The organism is Sphingorhabdus sp. M41 (genome assembly GCF_001586275.1).
Taxonomy (GTDB): Bacteria; Pseudomonadota; Alphaproteobacteria; order Sphingomonadales; family Sphingomonadaceae; genus Parasphingorhabdus.
In genome coordinates this window covers 32,683-53,535 of record NZ_CP014545.1, presented here as the reverse complement: position 1 = coordinate 53,535, position 20,853 = coordinate 32,683, and the positions used below count along the sequence as shown (strand labels likewise).

Here is a 20,853-nt window from a genome sequence, read left to right as displayed (position 1 = left end):
CGTTTAGATTTTGCTGTAAAGCTCTCTTGAGCTATGCGACGGTGGACCGTCCTTCGCAAGGGGCAAGAACAGGGGTATCGATCAAAACGTGACCAACAGTCCGCATCATATTGTCTTCGCCAATGAAAAAGGCGGCACCGGAAAGTCGACAACCGCGGTTCATGTTGCGGTTGCTCTTTCCTATCAGGGTCACAAGGTCGGGATCATCGATCTCGACCCGCGCCAGCGCACAACCTATCGCTATCTGGAAAACCGCGATGCGACGATGAAGCGGCTGAACATTGATATTCCACAGCCACTTTATGACGTGTTCGAAGATGACAATCTCGCCCGGCTGGAACAGTTGATGGAGCGAATGTCGCACGGGGTCGATTTCCTGCTGTTTGACACGCCGGGCCGCGATGACAAATTCGCCCGCTTTGTGGCAACCCGTGCAAACACCCTGGTCACGCCGATCAATGACAGCTTTGTCGATTTCGATCTGATCGGGCAGGTCGATCCGGAAACCTACAAGGTTCGCAAGCTGAGTTTTTATGCGGAATTGATCTGGGACGCCCGCAAGGCCAGAGCGAAAGCGGACGGCACAACGATAGACTGGGTATTGCTGAGAAACCGGACCCAATATGTCGAAGCGCATAATATGAAACGGATCATCGCCGCCCTTGCCGAATTGTCGCAGCGCGTCGGGTTTCGCATCATTCCGGGGCTCAGCGAGCGGGTTATTTATCGCGAGCTTTTCCCTTCGGGCCTGACGATGCTCGACAAGCAGCATCTTGGCCGGCTGGCGACAAGCCATCTGGCGGCGCGACAGGAATTGCGCGAGTTGATCAAGCATCTCGCGCTGCCACCAACCACGCAACATTCGCCGGATGGCGGCGAGTCCGCCTTGCCGAATCCGAAGCTGGTTGCCTGACCGATGATGGCTTTGCTCATATTTGGCGGGGCGATTCTGGCTTGGCTGATATTATCGGGCAAGGCCAAGACGATGACCGCCAATCAATGGCTGGCACTGGCGGTTGCGTTATTGGGCGCAAATTTTCTGCGCGGCAGTAACTGGATCATGGGCGGGGCCATGCTGGCCGGAGCGGCTTTTCTGAGTGGCTGGCGGATATTGATTCCCGCGCGCGATGACGAAGAACCGAAGCGCAAACCGCGCAATTTCGAACTGGACCGGGCGCGTTCTCTATTGGGTATCAGCGATGACGCCGGCTTTATCGAGATTAATGCTGCCTGGAAGCAAAGGCTGGCGGAACATCATCCCGACAATGGCGGGGACGAGCAGCTGGCGAAGATGATCAACCGGGCGCGCGACATATTATTGGAAGAATTGGAAGCATCCGGCCGTCGGTAGCCATCCCATCATATTTTGACAGTATCGCTGGATTTTCAGGACGCTGCACCTTAGAAACAGGGGCCAGTCCAATCAACCAAGGCCATGCTCATGAACGCCCCGAAATCTCACGAATTTCACTCCACTTCGCTGCGCGAATATGACATTCGCGGCATTATCGGCGAGACGCTGGGAGCGGACGATGCCTATGCTATTGGGCGTGGTTTCGGGACATTGATTGCGCGCGATGGCGGTACTGCGGTTGCAACAGGTTTTGACGGGCGCGAGAGTTCCCCGATGCTGGAAGAGGCGCTTGTCCGCGGTCTCAATGATGCAGGAATCAATGCAATTTCTGTCGGAATGGGTCCCACTCCGATGCTTTATTATGCCGAATCTGTACTAAAAACGGTCCAAGGCGGCATAATGATTACAGGAAGTCACAATCCTGCCAATTATAACGGCTTCAAAATGGTGTTTCAGGGCCGCCCCTTTTTCGGCGCCGACATTTTGGGACTGGGCACGATGGCAGCCAGCGGAGACTGGGAAAGCGGAACTGGCACGCTCGAACGGATCGATATCGAAGATGAATATGTCGAGCGCCTGCTGAAGAATTTCACCGGCGGGGCCTTCAAGATCGGCTGGGATTGCGGCAACGGCGCTGCCGGACCGGTGATAGAGAAACTGACCAGACTGCTCGCTGAGCGTGGCGCGGGAGAACATCATCTTCTCTATACCGAAGTCGACGGATCCTTCCCCAATCACCATCCCGATCCGACCGAAGAAAAGAATCTCGCGGATCTGAAGGCACTGGTGGCGGAGAAGGGTCTCGATTTCGGCGTGGCCTTTGACGGCGACGGCGACCGCATCGGCGCGATCGACGGCATGGGCCGAGTGATCTGGGGCGACCAGCTGCTGCAAATCTATGCCGAGGATGTCCTGAAAAGCGAGCCTGGTGCGACGATCATCGCCGACGTCAAGGCATCACAGGCCTTATATGACCGGATCGCGGCGCTCGGCGGCAAGCCTCTGATGTGGAAGACCGGCCATAGTCTGATCAAGTCGAAGATGAAGGAAACCGGTTCGCCACTGGCCGGCGAAATGAGCGGCCATGTGTTCTTCAAACATGATTATTACGGCTTCGACGACGCGCCTTATGCCGCGATCCGGCTGATTCAGGCAGCAACCAATATCGGCAAGAGCGTGACCCAGTTGCGCAGCGATATGGTGGATATGATCAACACGCCGGAAATGCGTTTTCAGGTCGATGAAAGCCGCAAGTTTGCGGTTATCGACGAAATATTGGAGCGGCTTTCGGCCAGCGGCGCCGATGTCAACAACACCGACGGCGCGCGGGTCAATACCGAAGACGGTTGGTGGCTGCTGCGGGCAAGCAATACGCAGGATGTTCTGGTGGCCCGGGCCGAAGCCAAATCGCAGGACGGTCTCGACCGGCTGATGGCGCAGATTGACGAGCAGCTGGCATTATCGGGACTGGAGCGCGGCGAGCAGGCGGGGCATTAGGCTCGTACAATCGACCGGCAAGATCACACCGGTCGACTGGCATCAGATGAAGGTCGCGCCGTTTGCTGCCGGACCGACCGACGAGATTACGAGGATTGCCGAGCAGAATATGGCGGCGAAGCCAGCGGCGATTTCCTGACGTAATGTGAAGCGGGGCATGATATTTTCCTTTCTTCAATGGGGTTATGCGATCAGGGCAGCGGAATTCTGGACCGCCGGGCCGACGCTGGCGACAACAAAAACGGCTGCGGAAAAAAGAGCGGCAAAAGCGGCGGCTACCTGGTTCTGGATGTTTACGTTGGTCATTTTCAATTTCCTTTTTGTTTAAACTGGTGCTTCGCGACTTGTGTTGCGAAGATGAGCATAGCTCTGCACAGGGCGTGCCAGTTTAATATTATTGTTGTATTTCAAAGGCCTGCCTGATTTCAGCCTTAGCGCGCAGATTAATGGTTGCTGAATAATGGTATATTTTGCCAATGGTTGGTTTCGTGCTTCGGCCTGATCGCCTGGAACGAGGGCCGCTAGGCTGCAAAATCTTCCCGGCACGGCTTTCTTATCGAAATGCACTATGGTCAGGGCCGATCCATTCGTTCAGGACAGTCTGAAAAAGGGATGGGGATTAGCGGTTCATGGACCGGTATATATACGTGGCGACTGTCAGCACACTGGCTTTGCTCGCATATTATTTCACTTTGCTAATGGCCGGCCTGGCGCGCGGCCGGTTCAAGATCGTACCGCCATCGCACAGCGGGCCACCGGAATATGAGCGCCATGTCCGGGCGCATCAGAATACGCTGGAACATCTGGTGCTATTCCTGCCCGGCCTCTGGCTGTTCGCTTATGTCGTCAGCCCCTATTGGGCTGCGGCTATCGGATTGATCTGGCCGTTCATGCGGGTCGGCTATGCGCTAGGCTATCACAGGGCCCCGGAGAAACGGCTGCTGTGGCTCTACGCCAGCATGCCCCCCATCTATATATTCGTACTTGGCACCTTGATCGGTGTCATCGTTCAGCTTGTGAGAGGGTGAAACTAAACATGACCAAAATATATGATCTGGTAATTCGCGGCGGGACCATTGCCGATGGCAGCGGCGGTGCTCTTATCGACGGGGATATCGCGGTCAGCGACGGCAAGATAGCGGCGATCGGACAAGTCGCCGGCACGGGCCGCGAGGAAATAGATGCCACCGGCAAGATCGTCACCCCCGGCTTTATCGATGTGCACACCCATTATGACGGCCAGTGCATCTGGGCGGAAGAGCTCAGCCCTTCCTCCTCGCACGGCGTGACCACGGCGATCATGGGCAATTGCGGCGTCGGCTTTGCGCCCTGCCGCAAGGAAGATCACGACATGCTGATCAACGTGATGGAAGGCGTCGAGGATATTCCCGGCGTGGTGATGTCCGATGGCCTGCCCTGGAACTGGGAGACATTTCCCGAATATCTCGACGTGGTCGAGAAGGGCAAACGCGATATCGATATTGCCGCCTATCTGCCGCACTCTCCCTTGCGCGTCTACGCCATGGGCGCGCGCGGCGCGTCCCGCGAACCGGCCAATGATGATGATCTGGCAATGATGCGCAAATTGGCGCGCGAAGCAATGGAGGCCGGAGCGATCGGCTTTGCGACGTCGCGGCTGTCGATTCACAAGACTGCAGATGGCGGGTCGATCCCGACATTCGAAGCCGATGTGGCCGAGCTGGAAGCGATCTGCGGCGGCATGAAGGATGCCGGCTGCGGAACCTTCCAGGTTGTGCTCGACGCCTTTGTCGGCTGGGACAAGGAATATCAGGTGATCGAGCGGGTGGTGGAAAGCTCCGGTCGGCCGGCCACTTTCACACTCGCATCCGGCAATGACGGGCCACCGCGCTGGCGCAAGGTGCTCGATATGATCGATCGCACCCACGCCAATGGCGGGAAGGCTACCGCCCAGATCATGCCGCGGCCAATCGGACTGATTGCCGGGCTGGAACTGACTGTCCACCCGTTCATTCTCTGTCCGAGTTGGGCGAAGATTGCCGACCTGTCCGTAGAGGAGCAGGTTGCGGCGATGCGCGATCCGGACTTGCGCGAGGCGCTGCTGAGCGAAGAATTCGAACATGGTCATCCGTTCAACGCGCTGGCCCGCGACTGGAACTGGCTGTTCCCGCTCGACAATCCCCCCGACTATGCGCCACCGAAAGAAATGAGCATGGCAGGCCAGGCGGCGGCCAGGGGCTGCACGCCGCAGGAGATCGCCTATGACCGGCTTCTCGAGACAAATGGCAAGGGGCTGTTCCTCGCGGCGCTTGGCAATTATGAAAATGGCACGCTGGCCAGCGCCCATGAAATGCTAAGCCATGCGCACTGCATTCCCGGCCTTGGCGACGGCGGCGCTCATTATGGCGCGATTTGCGATGCCAGCTACTCGACCTATTTGCTCACCCAATATGTTTGCAATCCGGGAGCGGAAAGTTTCGAACTGGCGGAAGCGATCCATATGCTCTCGCACAAGGCCGCGAAAGCGGTCGGACTCGACCAGCGCGGCCTGCTCAAAGCCGGTGCCAAGGCGGATATCAATGTGATCGATCTCGAAAATCTGCAATTGCATCTGCCGGAGATCGTCCATGACCTTCCTGCGGGCGGGAAAAGGCTGCACCAGCGCGCAACCGGCTATGATGCGACGATCGTGTCTGGCGAGATTATCCGGCGCTTCGACCAGTCCACAGGCGCGCGACCCGGGCGTTTGATACGAGGCGCGTGACAAAAACCCCGGCCGACTGATAATGATTTGGAATGACAGACGAAATTCCCGAACCCACGCGCTCCGCCTGGGAAGGCCTTCCGGAGCAACTGGCCGAGAGATTGGTGCAGCTCCGCCAGCTGGTGCTGGAGGTTGCGCGGGAGAATCCGGCTATCGGTCCGCTGGAAGAGACGGTCAAATGGGGAGAGCCGGCATTTCTGACGGCGGCGAGCGGGTCGGGCACCACCGTGCGGATCCATCGGCACAAGAAATCGCCGGACACATATGGGCTCTATGTGCATTGCCAGACCGATCTGGTCGAGCGCTACCGGCAACTATATGATGAGGAATTGACATTTGACGGCAATCGCGCTGTGCTGTTTGACAGCAAAGACGAACTGCCCGTCGATGCCGTCAAACATTGTATCGCCATGGCGCTGACCTATCATCTGCGGAAGCGTTCCTAGGCCATCCATGCTCCATATCGTCCACCATCCCGATTATGTGGCGCCGCGCCCGGCCAGCGGCAGCTTTGTCTTCGACAAATATCAGCTGGTGATGGAGGCGATCCGGATCCATGAGCCGCTGCATCAGGCCCATCAGCCGCCTCTGATGGAGCGCCAGTGGATCGAGGCGGTACATGACCCCGACTATGTCGAGCAAGTGCTGACCGGGACTGTTCCACGTGAAATAGAACGCCGGATCGGCTTTCCGGTATCGGCGGAGATCGCCAGCCGTGTCCAATATACGTCGGGCGGCACCTGGCTGGCGGCGCGGCTAGCCCTGCAACATGGCTATGCGGCGAACAGCGCCGGGGGCAGCCATCATGCCCTGGCGGATACCGGCGCCGGCTATTGCGTGTTCAACGATCTGGCCATCGCCGCCAACCGGCTACTGGCGGAAGGCGACGCGCGCAAGATTCTCATTGTCGATCTCGACGTGCATCAGGGCGACGGCACCGCCGTATTGCTGGCCGGGCGCGAGGATGTTTTCACCCTGTCGATCCATAATGAACGCAATTTCCCGACCAGAAAGGCGCGTTCGAGCCGTGATATTGCGCTGCCCGATGCGATGGAAGACGAGGCCTATCTCGCGATACTGGATGACGCGCTGGATGACATTCTCGGGCGCTTTGCACCGGATATGCTGCTCTATCAGGCGGGGGTCGACCCGCATGCCGACGACCGGCTCGGCCGGCTGGCGCTCACCGATGCAGGACTCGAACAGCGCGACCGGATGGTCATCCGCAAGGCCCGTGACCGCGGTATTGCCGTCGCCAGCGCGCTAGGCGGTGGTTATGGCCATGACCATCATGCGGTGGCCCTGCGCCATGCACGGTCGATGATGACGATGGCGGACGAAGCGGCGCGCCGCGCGACTATTCGCTAGCTTTTTCCGGCTCCACCTGTCCCTGTTGCATCTCGGAGAAAATGCTCCAGATCGCGATGAACAGAGCCGCCACCAGCGGACCGATCACGATGCCGTTGATCCCGAACAGCTGCAGGCCGCCGAGCGTCGAGATCAGCACGACATAGTCGGGCATCCGCGTGTCCCTGCCGACCAGAGTCGGACGGACGAGATTGTCGACCATGCTGATCACGAACACGCCGCAGAGAACCAGCACCACAGCCTGCCAGACAGCTCCTGTGATGAACAGATAAAGCGCCACCGGGACCCAGACGAACCCAGTGCCGATGGCCGGAATCAGGGAGAATATGCCCATCAAAACTGCCCATAATAATGCGCCCCGGATATCGAGCGCCCAGAAGACAATCCCTCCGAGACTGCCCTGAATGATCGCGATAATCAGGCTGCCCTTGATGGTCGCGCGAATGACTACCAGAAATTTTTCCATGAGAATGCGCCGCTTTTCCTCTCCGAGCGGAACCATCTGTTCGATACGGTCGCTCAGTGCACGACCATCGCGCAGCAGGAAAAAGGTCAAATAGAGCATGACACCCAGGCTGAGCATGAACTGGAAGGCGCCCTGCCCGACGCTCAGCAACTGGGTCACCAGAAATTCGAGAATGGCGGATATGGACTGTTCGATTTCCGCCCTGATGCTGGCAAAATCGCCATAGCCATAAGCGGCGAGCTGGTTCTGCACCCATTGGGGCAACGAATTTTCAAACGCCTGGAACACCGCGCCGAAATCGATTTCCCCATTCTGAATCCGCAGATAGATGGTCGCGGCCTCCTGGGCCAGTGCCATGCCGAGCAAAATTGTCGGGACCACGACCAGCAACAATATCAGAATCAGCGTGATCACCGCGGCCATATTGGTGCGGCCGGGCAGATAGCCGAGCAATCGTTCGTACACCGGACGGAACAGGACGGCGACGACGACGCCCCAGACGATGGCACCGAAAAATGGCTCGACCAGAACCGCGAAGGCCAGCGAGACAATCACCAGAAGGGCAATCATGAAGCCCCACTCAACCCGTGTCTCCGATGTTGTCCGATTGTCCATCTTTGTCGCTCTTATTGGGTCTGGTGGCGCGACCATGTCGAAATCGCTCCGGTCGGTGGATACGGGAATATTTCCGAGCGGGCAAGGATCAGGCGCGGTTGCCGGTTGCATTATCTGCGCGCTGTTTGGAGAGCGCCGGTTCGAGCAGCCGGCAGTGCCTATGACAGGGTTGGATCAAGAATATGTGGAGCCATTGTGAAGCGAAGAAATTTGGCTCACAGATAGACTTCCCACCCGTATCACCGAAACAGGATGTTATTTTTTAATCCTGATTCAGGTGCCCGTACTAAATTCGGGGCAAACAAGCTTCAATTCTGGATCGTTTTCGAAGTTGGCCAGGTCCCGCTTCCGGTAATCCAGCCATGCTCCGGAGGCTGAACCGATGGCTTTTTCCAAGTCGCGTTTATATTGCTGATATTTTTCAGAAATTTCCGCCTTCGGGATTTTGCTTTCACAGGCAATCTTCAAGTCTGTCAACGCAACAAAGCCGGAAACCTGGTTGGGAAATGGCTGCATCACTCTCTGCGCGTCATCAATCAGCCCTTTCGCTGCCGTCAGCTGGTCTTGTCGATAGGCAGAATAGGCCTGCCCTTCAAAAGCCAGAGCTTGCAGCAATGCTCGATGTTGTGGCGGGGCAGAAACTTGTTTGATTTGAGATTGCGCGCTTAGATATTTTTCGCTGGCGGCTTCAAATTTGTCAGTGCTGCGAAACAAGGTTGCCTGCAACACCGTCTGCAAATATGAATAATAGGAATCTCCCAGAACGTTATGGACATTGGCACATATGGTGAGTGCCAAGCCGGCAAGCCTTGAGCCATTCTGATTACACAGCCTCTGGACCAGATCTTTTTTGCCCGAATTCTGTTCGAGGAACAGAGTCACTTCAATGACAGCATCTTCCAGCGTCGCAAATTGGCTTTGCTGTCTGGCGATGCGTTCTGCGAGACCATCCAGATCAGCCTGTTTCGCGCTTAATTCCGTTTCGGCCTTGGCTATCGCCAGATTTTTCTGGGCCAATTCTGAACGCAGATCATTATATGAGAAAAAGACGCTGAGAGCCAACCCTACACCGAGCAGCCACACAAGTCCGCTGGCTATAATCCAGAAACGGTTACTCATCTGCACGTCCGAATGAGGGAATCTTGCTGGCGACCCCATCCCAGATTGTTTTGATTATATTTGCTTCCTTGGCGCCTAAAGCACCGCCGATAACCAGAAAAACGACGCCTACACCAAGAGCAGCATAAAAGCGGTTCGGAACATCTCCGTCGAGCGCGTTGGACAGGCATTTCAACCGTGCTTCTCCGCACTGGAAATCAAACAGGGTCATTAGCGCCAGTAAAATAGACGAGGTGCCAACTCCATTGAAAAAAAGAGCCTTGAACAGAATAGCAATCTGCATTCATCCCCCGGTTTTCTCATTTTACTCAAATGCGATGCGAGCAATACTAACATATACTATAAAATACTTGATCTTGCAATCAGATTGGAAAAAGTGTCTGCTCTGCTTGTCGTCGACCCTGTCCATGACCAACTACATAGCATCCCCATGGGTCTATAATATCTCAAACTTCCGGTTATGATGGCAACAGATTTACCCCCAAAACTGACCGACTGGTTCGCTTCGCGCGGCTGGAGCGTGCGGCCGCATCAGCTGGAGATGCTAGCGGCAGCCCGGGCGGGACGGCACGCCTTGCTGACGGCGCCGACCGGAGCGGGCAAGACGCTGGCGGGTTTCCTGCCGACGCTGGTGGAGCTTGTGGAAGGGGAGGCCAGGCAACCCGTGAGTGCTGAGTCTGTGGAAGCACCAGGGCTGGCGCAACCGGCCCTTCGACAAGCTCAGGGCGAACGGGAGGGCCTAGCCGGGGCGGGCAAAACAACCGTTCGTGCTGAACCTGTCGAAACATCTGGCGGCGCGCGAACTGCCCTTCGCCAGGCCCGGGATGAACGGCACGTCCTTCACACGCTCTATATCTCGCCGCTCAAGGCGCTGGCCGTCGATGTGCAGCGCAATCTGCTGACGCCGATCGAGGAAATGGGCCTGCCGATCACGGTCGAAACACGCAGCGGCGATACGCCGGCGAATCGCAAGGCGCGGCAGAGAGTGAAGCCGCCGCAGATATTGCTGACCACGCCGGAGTCGCTCAACCTGCTGCTCAGCCAGCCGGAAAGCTTTGCCCTGTTCGCCGGGCTGAAACGCGTGGTGATCGACGAGGTGCACGCCTTTGCCACCGGCAAGCGCGGCGACCTGCTCGCGCTATCGCTGGCGCGGCTGCAAAAAATCGCGCCGGAGATGCAGCGGGTCGCCTTGTCCGCCACGGTGGCCGAACCGGATGATTTCCGCGCCTGGCTGGCCCCTTATGGTGATATCCATAGCGTCACCCATGTGCTCGGCGCGGACGGCGCACCGGCCGATCTGTCGATCATGCTGCCCGAGACGCCGGAAGGCGATCCGGTGCGCGTACCCTGGTCCGGCCATGCCGGCACCTATGCGATTCCGCAGGTGATGGAGCAGATACGCAAGAACCGGATGACCCTGGTCTTCTGCAACACCCGCTTTCTCGCCGAATTCACCTTCCAGCAGCTGTGGGATATCAATGACGGAAATCTCGCCATCGGTATCCATCACGGCAGCCTATCGAAGGAGGCGCGGCGCAAGGTCGAGAATGCCATGGCCTCGGGCCAGATGCGGGCGCTGGTCTGCACCGCTTCGCTCGATCTCGGGGTCGACTGGGGCGATATTGATTGCGTCATCCAGATGGGCGCGCCCAAGGGTTCCTCGCGCCTGCTGCAGCGGATCGGCCGCGCCAACCACCGGCTGGATGTGTCGTCCAGGGCGCTGCTCGTGCCCGGCAACCGGTTTGAATATCTCGAGGCGCGGGCAGCGCTGGATGCGGTCAACGAGGGCCGCCGCGACGGCGAACCGTTTCGCGCCGGCGGGCTGGATGTGCTCGCCCAGCATGTGATGAGCTGCGCTTGCGCCGGACCGTTTCAGGAGGATGATCTGCTCGACGAGGTGCAAAGCGCCTTGCCCTATAGCGCCCTGTCGAAAGAGCAGTTCGAGCGGGTGCTGAATTTTACCCGCGACGGCGGCTATGCGCTCAAGGCCTATGACCGGTTCAAGCGGCTGCGGCGGGACGCGAAGGGCGTCTGGAGCCTGACCCATCCTAAATTCGCTGCCCAGCACCGGCTCAACGCCGGGATCATCGTCGACGCGGCGATGATGACTGTCCGGTTCAAGAACGGCCGCAATCTCGGTAAGGTCGAGGAAGGTTTTGCCGCCATGCTATCGGTCGGCGACACGTTTTTCTTCGCCGGACTGAGCCTCGAGCTGATCAAGATGGACGCCAGCGATGTCATTGTCCGCGCCTCGAAGAAAGCGGCGATGATCCCGAGCTATGGCGGGGCGAGACTGCCGCTGACCACCCATTTGTCCGACCGGGTGCGCGCTTTTCTGACCGATCGCGCCGGCTGGGCGCGGTTCCCCGACGATGTCCGCGAATGGCTGGAGATGCAGGACCATCGCTCGGTGATGCCGGAACCGGGGCAATTGCTGGTCGAGACCTTTCTGCACAAGAAGCTGCATTATATGGTCTGCTACAGTTTCGAAGGATGGAACGCGCACCAGTCGCTGGGCATGCTGCTGACCCGGCGGATGGAGGACCGCGGCCTCAAGCCGGTCGGCTTTGTCGCCAATGATTATGCGCTGGCCTGCTACAGCGTCGAGCCGGTCACCGATCCCCGCCCGCTGTTCAGCGCCGATATATTGGAAGACGAGTTTTTCGACTGGGTGGAGGGGTCGCACCTGCTCAAGCGCGCTTTCCGCGAGGTGGCGGTGATCAGCGGTCTGGTCGAGCGGCAGCATCCGGGCAAGCGCAAGACCGGCAAGCAGGTCACTTTTTCGACCGACCTGATCTTCGACGTGTTGCGCAAATATGAGCCGGACCATCTGCTGATGCAGGCGGCATGGGCGGATGCGCGGGCGCGGATGACCGATGTCGGAAGGCTTGGCGATCTGCTCGACCGGGCGGCGGAGTCGATAATCCATGTGGAGCTGGAGCGGGTCAGCCCGCTGGCGGTGCCGGTGCTGGTGATGATCGGCCGCGAACATGTCGCGCAGGGAGCGACCGATGACGCGTTGCTGATCGAGGCGGAATCGCTGATCAGCGAGGCTATGAAACTGGATTAGAATTGCCGGCGAGTTGAGCCGGATTTGGCGAGATGTCGATTATCGGCTAGGGTTGGCGAATGGCTTGTCCGACAATGTTGCTTCCTGTCTGCGCGTCGCTGTTTGCGGCTCAGCCCGCGGCGTCCATTCCGGTGGAACCGGAGACCGAGGCACATATTGCCGACAGGCTGCCCGACCAGTTTCTCCAGCCCGATGCGGAACAGATTGCGATTGCGCAGGACCGGCGCGAGCGGATGACGGTCGCGGTCCGGATCGAAAATGGCGGGCCCTATGAATTCATTATCGATACGGCTTCGCAACGAACCATATTGTCCAAGGAAATTGCTGGCGCGCTGGCGCTTGATATCGAGGATGAAGTCACGATTGTGGCACTGGCGGGCAGCACCACAGTGCAGACCGTCTTTGTCCCCAGCCTGACTCTGGGGACGCGCAGCTATGACGGTCTGATTTCGCCGACATTCCGCTCCGCCAATATTGGCGCAGACGGGGTTCTCGGTCTCGACAGTCTGCAGGGCCAGAGGATCCTGTTCGATTTTCTCGCGCGAAATATTTCTATCGAGGATACCAGCAAGCCGCTGAAAAGCAGATCGCGCCGGGAAATCGTGGTGACCGCAAGACGGCGCTCCGGGCAATTGATTTTCACCAATGCCACGATTGCCGGAATCAAAACCAGCGTGATCATCGACACCGGCGGTGAGCTTTCCATCGGTAACAAGGTGTTGCAACGACGGTTGCGGCTGAAATCGTCAGCCATGGTGCAGGCCAGTCTCGTCGATGTCACCGGTCGGTCGGTGCAGGCCGATTATGGCATTGCCGAGGAATTGCTGATCGGACGCGCTCGCTTTGGCATCATCCCGATCGCTTTCGCCGATATTGCACCGTTCAAGGCTTTGAAACTGGACAGGAAACCGGCGCTGTTTCTGGGCATGGATGCGTTGCGCAAATTTGACCGGGTGGCGATCGATTTTGCCAACCGGAAAATCTACTTCCTGATCCCGAAAGATGCCTAGCGATGTCGTTGGTCGAGGCTCGGCGACCATTGGTGGTAAGCCAGTGGCAAGTAGAGAACCGCAGCCTAAGCTGTCGCTAGCTGGAAAGAATAGATTGGAGAGACGATGCCAGCCTTTTTGATGAGCCTGACACCTGCTGTTCTGGCCTCCGCTTTGGCAATGGCTTACCCCATGCCCTTTGGCCAGCCGGTTGCGCCCGGCAGCCTGATCAATCCCGAAGGCCAGATTATCGATCTCGACGAGGATCGCGCCGAACGGATGACCGTTCCGGTCAGTATCGAAGGCAAGGGACCCTTTTCCTTCGTAATCGACACCGGCGCAGAACGGACCGTGATTTCGCGCACAATTGCCGACAGGCTGGCACTGGAAGGCGAAGAGCCGGCCGAACTGATGAGTATTGCCGGCACCAGCATGGTCGACATGGTCTACGTTCCCAGCCTGACTCTCGGCCGGAAAAGCTATGACGGGCTGATTTCGCCGGTTCTGGCGGCGCGGCATATTGGCGCCGATGGCATATTGGGCCTCGACGGCTTGCAGGACCAGCGGATATTGTTTGATTTCGTCTTGAACCAGATTGTCATTGAAGATGCGGAAGAAGCGCGCAACCGGCCAGGTTCAAGGGAAATCGTGGTGACTGCAAAGCGGAGGTCCGGCCAGTTGATCTTCACCGATGCCACGATTTCGGGGATCAAGGTCAATGTCATCGTTGACACGGGCGCCCAGATTTCCATCGCCAACAAAATATTGCAGAAGCGGCTGATCAGCCGCGCGAAGGAGTTGGGAGATGACAATCTGTTGATCGCTGTCACCGGCGAGACTCTGGGCGTGGAATTTGGTCGGGCCCGCGATTTTCGCATCGGCCGTGCCCGCTTTGACAGCCTTTCTGTGGCTTTCGCCGATGCGCCACCGTTCGAGCGCTTCGGTCTGGCCGACAAGCCCACCTTGCTGATGGGTATGGACGTGCTGCGGAAATTTGATCAGGTTGCGATCGATTTTCCCAAACGGAAAATCCATTTTCTGACTCCGCGCAATGCCCGGCTGCATATCGATGAGCCGCGCAACAGCCGGATAAAATCCTGACCGGACAGCGTTACGGCAGACGCCAGCGAATGTCGGATCCAATGTAATGAACGTTCAATTTCAATATGTTTCGGTTCCAGAAACGGTTTTTCCAAAATAATTTGGATTAAACCGCGGCTTCGGTTCGTTCCCTCCACTCACAGACGAGCACTCGTCACGCGTCACGCGTCACGCGTCACGCGGGCGTGGTGCCATCTCTTCATGGAGCGAAGCCAATATGCGCATTTTTCTTTCTCTGCCGATATTTCTCGCCGCTGCCAGTCCGTCACTCGCACAGGATTCCGGTGATCAACAGAATAGCCAGGACGAAACCCATTTCCAGCTGCTCGCTGGAATTGACCATGTCGAAGGGGATGTCGGTCAAGGGCTGGACTATAAGAGCAGCTTTGCCACGACCGGTATCGCGATGACCAAAGGCCGGTTCAGCGCATCCGCGTCGATCCCCTATATTTCCTCCACCGCCCCGCAGGAGGTGATCATCAATCAGGGCGGGCTGTTCGGCACGCCTTTGCTGGCGTCGAACGGTTCGCAGACCGGTCAGGTAAAGCGCGAAGGCATTGGCGACCTCTCGCTCAATGCCGCTTATCAGCTACCCGTCTCTGGCGTGAATGCCAGCGTCGGCGCTTCTGTCAAACTGCCAACCGCATCGCGGGCAAAAGGCCTGGGAACCGGCAAGGTCGATTATGGGCTAAATGGCCAGCTCTCCAAAAAAATGGGAGCGATCGTGCCATTTGTCGGCGCGGGCTATACGATTATCGGAGAGCCGGATAATTTCGCCACGCGCAACACTCTGTCCGGAACCGCCGGGAGCCATCTCCTGCTCGGCAAGAACAGCGCGCTGACCGCTTCCTATTCCTATGAACAATCCGCTTCCTCCAGCATCGGCGACAGCCAGAGCATCAACATGGGTTTCGGCACCAATCTGACCCGCTCGGTCCGCATCGGCGTCGATGGCGCCCTCGGCCTGTCGGATGCCGCCCCGGATACGCGGGTGGGACTGAAGCTGCGCGTCGGGATCTGATCAGAGAGGTGCCGCCTAAACTGCGACCTCAAGAGCGAAAACCGGCTCCGCATCCCCACGCTTCCACTGTGGAAATTTCTGCATCGTTGTGGCGAACAGCGACGATGCGAGATGATCACCAAGCCATTTCTGCAGGGCAGGAAGCGGCAATTGGTCGAACCAGTTGCGGTCATTATTGGCGAACTGGCGGACGAAGGGGAAAATGGCGTGGTCGGCTAAAGTCGGCTTCGCTCCCATGAGCTGGCCCGATTCCTGAAGCAAACCTTCGAGCTTTTCAAGAAAGGCCAGTCCGGCAGCGCGGTGGTCCAGCGGGTCGACATTTTCGTAGCGGACAGGATATTTATAGCGGTCGAGAGCATGTTTGAACGGGCCATCGGCTTCCGCGATCAATTCGGATTCGGCAGCGGTGCCCTGCAACCAGCCTTGTGGATCGTTGCGGTCCAGCGCCCAGTGCATGATCGCCAGGCTCTCGTCGATCACCTGTCCGTCTGGCAGCACCAGCACCGGCACCGTGGCCTTCGGCGAGGCGGCGATCATTTCTGCCGGCTTGTCGCGCAGCACGACCTCGCGCAGGCGAACCGGGGTTGCGCTGACCAGCAGCGCCATCCTTGCGCGCATCGCATAGGGGCAGCGGCGAAAACTGTAGAGGACCGGCAAATCGGTCATTCGGTGCCGAGATGCTGCCGGCCTTCTTCTGCAGCTTTCTCGACCTGGCGCTGGCGTTCGCGATAGCGGGCGCGCTGCTCGTCGGTCCGGTCGTGGATACAATGCGGGCAGGCTTCGCCGGGAATATAGTCAGGCGAGGCGCGGTCGGCGGCGTTCAGCGGCATCCGGCAGGCATAGCATTGGCCATAGTCGGCTTCGACCAGCCCGTGGCCGACGGCCACGCGCTGGTCGAACAGGAAACAGTCGCCCTGCCAGCGGCTTTCCGATTCGGGCACATGTTCGAGATATTTCAGGATGCCGCCCTTGAGATGCTGGACATCGTCAAAGCCCTGCGCCTTGACATAGGCGGTCGCCTTTTCGCAGCGGATGCCGCCGGTGCAGAACATGGCGATCTTCGGTGCCTTGTCCGAATCCTGCCGCAGCTTTTCCGAGAATTCGTCGAACCAGGCCGGGAAGTCGCGGAAGCTCTCGGTATCGGGATTGATCGCGCCGTCGAAGCTGCCGATCGCCACTTCATAGGCGTTGCGCGTATCGATCACGATCGTGTCGGGGTCGGCGATCAGGTCGTTCCAGTCGGCGGGGTCGACATAGGCGCCCTTCTCGGTGGCGGCATCGACGCCCTCGACACCCATCGAGACGATTTCCTTCTTGAGCCGGACCTTCATCCGCAAGAATGGCATCGCGCTGGCTTCAGAATATTTGACCTCGAGATCGGCAAAGCGGGGCAGCGTGCGCAGGCCCTCGATCACTGCATCAATATCGTCGGGTGCGCCGGCGATGGTGCCGTTGATCCCTTCCTGGGCCAGCAATATCGTACCCTTGAGGCCATGTTCCTCGCACAGGGCGAGCACTTGCAGGCGCAGGGCGGCGGGATCGTCGACCACGGCAAAATGATAGAGCGCGGCGACTTTTACGGGCGTTTGAGATTCGGTCATGGCAGCGCATATAGTGCGGGCGAGCGATAAATTCCAACCCGGTGGCTTGCATAGCGCTTATGTTCATCGCATAGCGGGTCCATGGTTCCCCTTCTGTTCGCCCAACACCGCTTTGATATCGTAGCTCCTGCCGCGCTGTACTGGCCAGCAAAAAATGCGGTGCTGGTGGCCGACCTGCATCTGGAAAAGGCGAGTTTCTTTGCGCGGCAGGGCCAGATGCTGCCGCCCTATGACAGCCAGGCAACGCTGGACGAACTGGCCGGTCTGGTCCGCGATACGGGCGCGACAAGAGTTTTCTGCCTCGGTGACAATTATCATGACGGCGAAGGCGAGGCGCGGCTGGAGCCGGAAGCGGCAAGGCAGCTCTCGGCGATGACCGCCGCGCTCGACTGGGTCTGGATCACCGGCAATCATGACCGTGATGTTGCCGGTCTGTGGGGTGGCACGGTGGTTGACGAGTGGACGGGCGAGGGGCTGGCGCTGCGGCACGAAGCGACGGCCGGTAGTCATTTGCCGGAAATATCCGGTCATTATCACCCGAAAATCCGCATAGCCACGCGCGGCCGTCATGTTTCGCGGCGCTGTTTTGTCAGGGGACGCCATCATCTGATCATGCCCGCTTTCGGGGCGCTGACCGGTGGCATGGCGGCGCAGGATCCGGTGATCGAGGCCTGCGTCGGGGGACCGGCGGAAGCGATCATCGGCCTGCAGGAAAAGCCCGTCTGCTTCCCGCTGCCCTTCCGCGACAGGACAATAGAAGCGGTCGATGACAGCCAGCTTGCATTGCCTCTGGCCAGCACGGGTCGCTGACTGCTAACGGCGCGGTGATGGATCGATTCAAACCCTATCGCGACCAGCTGGACGCGCTGGATCAGGCGGGGCGCAATAGGCGGCTGTCGATTCCGGTCGGCAGGGATTTTTCGTCCAATGATTATCTCGGACTCTCCCGCAACCCCCTTCTGAAAGAGGTCGCGCAGGCCGCGATTGCCGATGGCATGGCGCATGGTTCGGGCGGATCGCGGTTGCTGGGTGGCAATCATCCCGAGCATGAAGCGCTCGAGCAATATGCCGCCAGCCATTATGGCGCGGAGGCCAGTCTGTTCTTCGGTTCCGGATTTGCTGCCAACACCGCCCTGTTCGCGACCCTGCCGCAGACCGGCGATCTGCTGCTTTACGACGCGCTGGTCCACGCCAGCGTTCATGACGGGATGAAACTGGGCCGCGCCGCGTTCCGGGCTTTCCCGCACAATGATTGCAATGCAGTCGAGCAAGAGATCCGGAATTGGCGCGAAGCCGGAGGCACGGGCACCGTGTGGATCGCGGTGGAGAGCCTGTACAGCATGGACGGCGATCGGGCACCGCTGGGCGATCTTGCGCGAATCGCCAATGCCCATGACGCGATGCTGGTGATCGACGAGGCCCATGCGGTGGGTGTTTTCGGCGAGGGCGGCACCGGTCTGGCGGGTGACATTGGCAGGCAGGAAAACGCGATCCTGTTGCGCACCTGCGGCAAGGCGCTGGGCGGCGAAGGCGGGCTGCTCACCATGCCGAAAATCCTGCGCGAATTTTTCATCAATCGGGCGCGGCCCTTCATCTTTTCCACTGCGCCGAGCCCGCTGACCGCGCATCTGGCGCAGCATGCCATAGCTTATGTCGCGGACAATCCCTCGCTGCAGAGTCGTCTGGCGGAGCATATCGCGCTTACCCGGAGCGGCTTTGCCGGCCTGTCGCTCGGCGACCATCAGGACAGCCAGATTTTTCCGATCATCCTCGGCGAAGACCGGGTGGCGGTAAGCGTGGCGGCGATGCTGCAGGAGCAGGGATATGATGTCCGGGCCATTCGCCCGCCGACAGTACCGGCCGGCACCGCGCGCCTGCGCATCTCGCTGACCCTGAACGTGACACAAGACGATATAAGCAATCTCGCAGCCGCATTGCACGAGGCGCTGGCACTGGCGGAAGCGGCATGAGCGGCAAGTTCGTCATCACCGGTACCGATACCGATATCGGCAAAAGCGTCTTTGCCGCGGCGCTGACCGCGGCGCTGGGCGCGAGCTACTGGAAACCGGTGCAGGCGGGGCTGGCAGACGGCACCGACAGCGAGACGGTCGCGCGGATTGGCGGCGTTGATCCGGACCGGATATTGCCCGAACGCTACCGGCTGAAGATTCCAGCTTCCCCCCATTATTCGGCAGCTCAGGAAGGCATTGTCATTGGTCTGGGCGATCTCGACATCCCGCAAGTCGACGGGCCGCTGATCATCGAGGGGGCAGGCGGCGCGCTGGTGCCGGTCAATCCGGAACTGCTGTTTGCCGATCTTTTTGCCCATTGGGGCCTGCCGGTGATCATCGTCGCGTCGACCAGTCTCGGGACCATCAATCACAGCCTGTTGACCATCGAGGCTCTGCGTAGCCGTGCCGTGCCAATCCACGGCATCGCCTTTATCGGCGATGAAAATGTCGACAGCGAGCAGACCATATGCCGGATTGGTGCCGTGCCGCATCTCGGGCGCTTGCCGATGCTCGACCAACTCTCTCCGGACGCCTTGCGGGACGCCTTTGCTGCCCATTTCGATATCGCGGACTTCGGATCATGAGCATCAATATCTGGCATCCTTTCACCCAGCACGGTCTCGGCGAACCAATCCCTGAGATCGCGCGGGCGGAAGGCGCGTGCCTCTACCAGAGCGACGGCACCAGGATCATCGACGCGATATCTAGCTGGTGGGTGCAGACGCACGGCCATTGCCATCCGAAGATCGTCAGCGCGATTCAGGAACAGAGCGCCCGGCTGGACCAGATGATCTTTGCCGGATGGACGCATGCACCGGCGCGGGAGCTGGCCGCGGGTCTTTCCGGTTTTCTGCCCGATTCCCTCGAGCATATTTTCTTTTCCGACAGCGGTTCGACGGCGGTCGAAGTCGCGCTCAAGATGGCGCTCGGTTACTGGCACAATCGCGGCGAAGCGCGCCAGAAGATCCTGGTGATGGAGCATAGCTATCATGGCGATACGATCGGCGCGATGTCGGTCGGCGCGCGCGGCGTGTTCAATCAAGCTTATGCGCCGCTGCTATTTGACGTTGGCACGATAGCTTTCCCGGAAGCGGGGGCTGAGCAGGCTACGCTCGACCAGCTTGAGGCCTTTTGCAAGGACAGCGAAAGCCCGCCGGCGGCGCTGATCGTCGAGCCGCTAATCCTCGGCGCGGGTGGCATGAAAATATATGGTGCCGCGACATTGGCCAAGATGGCGGCTATCTGCCGCGAGCATGATGTGCTGTTCATCGCCGACGAAGTGATGACTGGCTGGGGTCGTACCGGGACCGTCTTCGCTTGCGAACAGGCGGGCATTGAACCGGATATATTGTGCACGGCCAAGGGCCTGACCGGCGGTGTCATCCCGCTGGCCGTAACCGCTGCCACAGACCCTATTTATCAGGCGCATTTTTCCGAAGATCGCGCGCAGATGTTTTTCCACTCAAGCAGCTTTACCGCCAATCCTATTGCCTGCGCCGCGGCCAATGCCAATCTCGCGATCTGGCGCGAGGAACCGGTTCTGGAGCGGATCGACGGCATTATTTCTTCGCATCGGGCCTTTTCCGACCGGCTGATGCGGAAATCGAACGTGAGCGGATTGCGTCAGTGCGGCACCATACTGGCCTTTGAAATCGACGACGGTGCAGGCGACTATATGTCCAGCTTGGGGCCGCAACTGCTCGCGTTTTTCCGGGATCACAAGATTTTACTTCGGCCGCTGGGCAATACGATCTACATCATGCCACCTTATTGTATCAGTCCTGTGGAACTGGAAGCTGTTTACGCCGTTATTGAGGAAGCAATTGACCATTTCCGTAATTGCTGATCCACAGGCGGCAGAAAGTTTTTTTGCATAAGACCGAAAAACCCGCCAAGG

The 20,853-nt window shown here is 58.9% G+C and carries 21 protein-coding genes; 15 read left to right on the top strand and 6 right to left on the bottom strand.

The window, feature by feature from the left end; translation table 11 throughout:
• Positions 1-88: 88 nt before the first annotated feature.
• The 3 genes from AZE99_RS00300 (at position 89) to pgmG (ending at position 2,851) form a co-directional block, all read left to right on the top strand.
• Positions 89-913 carry a division plane positioning ATPase MipZ gene (locus tag AZE99_RS00300; protein ID WP_067196847.1) on the top strand — a complete coding sequence of 275 codons (825 nt, stop codon included), beginning with the start codon at positions 89-91 and terminating at the stop codon, positions 911-913.
• Between the two features lie 3 nt (positions 914-916).
• The gene (locus tag AZE99_RS00295) at positions 917-1,351 is read left to right on the top strand and encodes a J domain-containing protein (RefSeq protein ID WP_067196845.1); all 435 of its coding nucleotides are present in this window, start codon (positions 917-919) and stop codon (positions 1,349-1,351) included.
• A 90-nt stretch (positions 1,352-1,441) separates the two neighbouring features.
• Positions 1,442-2,851 carry a phosphoglucomutase/phosphomannomutase PgmG gene (pgmG, locus tag AZE99_RS00290; RefSeq protein WP_067196843.1) on the top strand — a complete coding sequence of 470 codons (1,410 nt, stop codon included), beginning with the start codon at positions 1,442-1,444 and terminating at the stop codon, positions 2,849-2,851.
• A 183-nt stretch (positions 2,852-3,034) separates the two neighbouring features.
• On the opposite strand, the gene AZE99_RS16415 is transcribed toward pgmG, so the two are convergent.
• Positions 3,035-3,157, bottom strand: coding sequence for a hypothetical protein (locus AZE99_RS16415; RefSeq protein ID WP_257721889.1), 123 nt, complete (start codon positions 3,155-3,157; stop codon positions 3,035-3,037).
• A gap of 323 nt (positions 3,158-3,480) precedes the next feature.
• Between AZE99_RS16415 and AZE99_RS00285 the strand changes: the two genes are divergently transcribed.
• From AZE99_RS00285 to AZE99_RS00270, 4 genes are read left to right on the top strand one after another with little or no spacing between them, the layout of a single operon-like run.
• Complete coding sequence (locus AZE99_RS00285; protein WP_067196840.1) at positions 3,481-3,879, top strand: MAPEG family protein; 399 nt, start codon at positions 3,481-3,483, stop codon at positions 3,877-3,879.
• Positions 3,880-3,887: 8 nt separating this feature from the next.
• Positions 3,888-5,594, top strand: a complete 1,707-nt coding sequence (locus AZE99_RS00280) for an N-acyl-D-amino-acid deacylase family protein (RefSeq protein ID WP_067196837.1) — start codon at positions 3,888-3,890, stop codon at positions 5,592-5,594.
• 32 nt (positions 5,595-5,626) lie between these two features.
• Entirely contained in the window at positions 5,627-6,040 is a 414-nt protein-coding gene (locus AZE99_RS00275) for a DUF1801 domain-containing protein (protein WP_067196834.1), read from the top strand.
• Positions 6,041-6,047: 7 nt separating this feature from the next.
• Complete coding sequence (locus AZE99_RS00270) at positions 6,048-6,962, top strand: histone deacetylase family protein (protein WP_067196831.1); 915 nt, start codon at positions 6,048-6,050, stop codon at positions 6,960-6,962.
• Here AZE99_RS00270 and AZE99_RS00265 read toward each other — a convergent pair.
• From AZE99_RS00265 to AZE99_RS00255, 3 genes are all read right to left on the bottom strand, one after another.
• Complete coding sequence (locus AZE99_RS00265; RefSeq protein ID WP_067203116.1) at positions 6,952-8,043, bottom strand: AI-2E family transporter; 1,092 nt, start codon at positions 8,041-8,043, stop codon at positions 6,952-6,954. The genes AZE99_RS00270 and AZE99_RS00265 overlap by 11 nt on opposite strands.
• A gap of 273 nt (positions 8,044-8,316) precedes the next feature.
• Entirely contained in the window at positions 8,317-9,162 is an 846-nt protein-coding gene (locus AZE99_RS00260) for a hypothetical protein (protein WP_156472027.1), read from the bottom strand.
• The gene (locus tag AZE99_RS00255) at positions 9,155-9,445 is read right to left on the bottom strand and encodes a hypothetical protein (protein ID WP_067196826.1); all 291 of its coding nucleotides are present in this window, start codon (positions 9,443-9,445) and stop codon (positions 9,155-9,157) included. The genes AZE99_RS00260 and AZE99_RS00255 overlap by 8 nt, the downstream gene beginning before the upstream one ends.
• Before the next feature lie 177 nt (positions 9,446-9,622).
• Between AZE99_RS00255 and AZE99_RS00250 the strand changes: the two genes are divergently transcribed.
• The 4 genes from AZE99_RS00250 to AZE99_RS00235 all read left to right on the top strand — a co-directional run bounded on the left by AZE99_RS00250 (position 9,623) and on the right by AZE99_RS00235 (position 15,343).
• Positions 9,623-12,232: a ligase-associated DNA damage response DEXH box helicase gene (locus tag AZE99_RS00250; protein ID WP_067196823.1), complete on the top strand. Its 2,610-nt coding sequence runs from the start codon at positions 9,623-9,625 to the stop codon at positions 12,230-12,232.
• A gap of 74 nt (positions 12,233-12,306) precedes the next feature.
• Complete coding sequence (locus AZE99_RS00245; protein WP_067196820.1) at positions 12,307-13,242, top strand: aspartyl protease family protein; 936 nt, start codon at positions 12,307-12,309, stop codon at positions 13,240-13,242.
• Positions 13,243-13,347: 105 nt separating this feature from the next.
• Entirely contained in the window at positions 13,348-14,322 is a 975-nt protein-coding gene (locus AZE99_RS00240) for a retroviral-like aspartic protease family protein (protein ID WP_067196817.1), read from the top strand.
• 217 nt (positions 14,323-14,539) lie between these two features.
• A complete protein-coding gene (locus tag AZE99_RS00235) occupies positions 14,540-15,343 on the top strand; it encodes a hypothetical protein (protein ID WP_067196814.1) in 804 nt (267 codons plus the stop codon).
• A 15-nt stretch (positions 15,344-15,358) separates the two neighbouring features.
• Here the strand turns inward: AZE99_RS00235 and AZE99_RS00230 are convergent, their stop codons facing one another.
• The gene (locus AZE99_RS00230; RefSeq protein WP_067196812.1) at positions 15,359-16,009 is read right to left on the bottom strand and encodes a glutathione S-transferase; all 651 of its coding nucleotides are present in this window, start codon (positions 16,007-16,009) and stop codon (positions 15,359-15,361) included.
• Positions 16,006-16,944, bottom strand: coding sequence for an oxygen-dependent tRNA uridine(34) hydroxylase TrhO (trhO, locus tag AZE99_RS00225; protein ID WP_067196809.1), 939 nt, complete (start codon positions 16,942-16,944; stop codon positions 16,006-16,008). Before trhO ends, AZE99_RS00230 begins: the two co-directional genes overlap by 4 nt.
• An 81-nt stretch (positions 16,945-17,025) precedes the next feature.
• On the opposite strand from trhO, the gene pdeM reads away from it, so the two are divergent.
• From pdeM to AZE99_RS00205, 4 genes are read left to right on the top strand one after another with little or no spacing between them, the layout of a single operon-like run.
• The gene (gene pdeM / locus AZE99_RS00220) at positions 17,026-17,754 is read left to right on the top strand and encodes a ligase-associated DNA damage response endonuclease PdeM (protein WP_082788169.1); all 729 of its coding nucleotides are present in this window, start codon (positions 17,026-17,028) and stop codon (positions 17,752-17,754) included.
• A gap of 17 nt (positions 17,755-17,771) precedes the next feature.
• Positions 17,772-18,914 carry an 8-amino-7-oxononanoate synthase gene (locus AZE99_RS00215; RefSeq protein ID WP_067196806.1) on the top strand — a complete coding sequence of 381 codons (1,143 nt, stop codon included), beginning with the start codon at positions 17,772-17,774 and terminating at the stop codon, positions 18,912-18,914.
• Positions 18,911-19,540 (top strand): dethiobiotin synthase, encoded by a 630-nt coding sequence (bioD, locus tag AZE99_RS00210; protein WP_067196803.1) that lies wholly within the window; start codon positions 18,911-18,913, stop codon positions 19,538-19,540. Before AZE99_RS00215 ends, bioD begins: the two co-directional genes overlap by 4 nt.
• Entirely contained in the window at positions 19,537-20,802 is a 1,266-nt protein-coding gene (locus AZE99_RS00205) for an adenosylmethionine--8-amino-7-oxononanoate transaminase (RefSeq protein WP_067196801.1), read from the top strand. Before bioD ends, AZE99_RS00205 begins: the two co-directional genes overlap by 4 nt.
• The last annotated feature ends 51 nt before the right edge of the window (positions 20,803-20,853 follow it).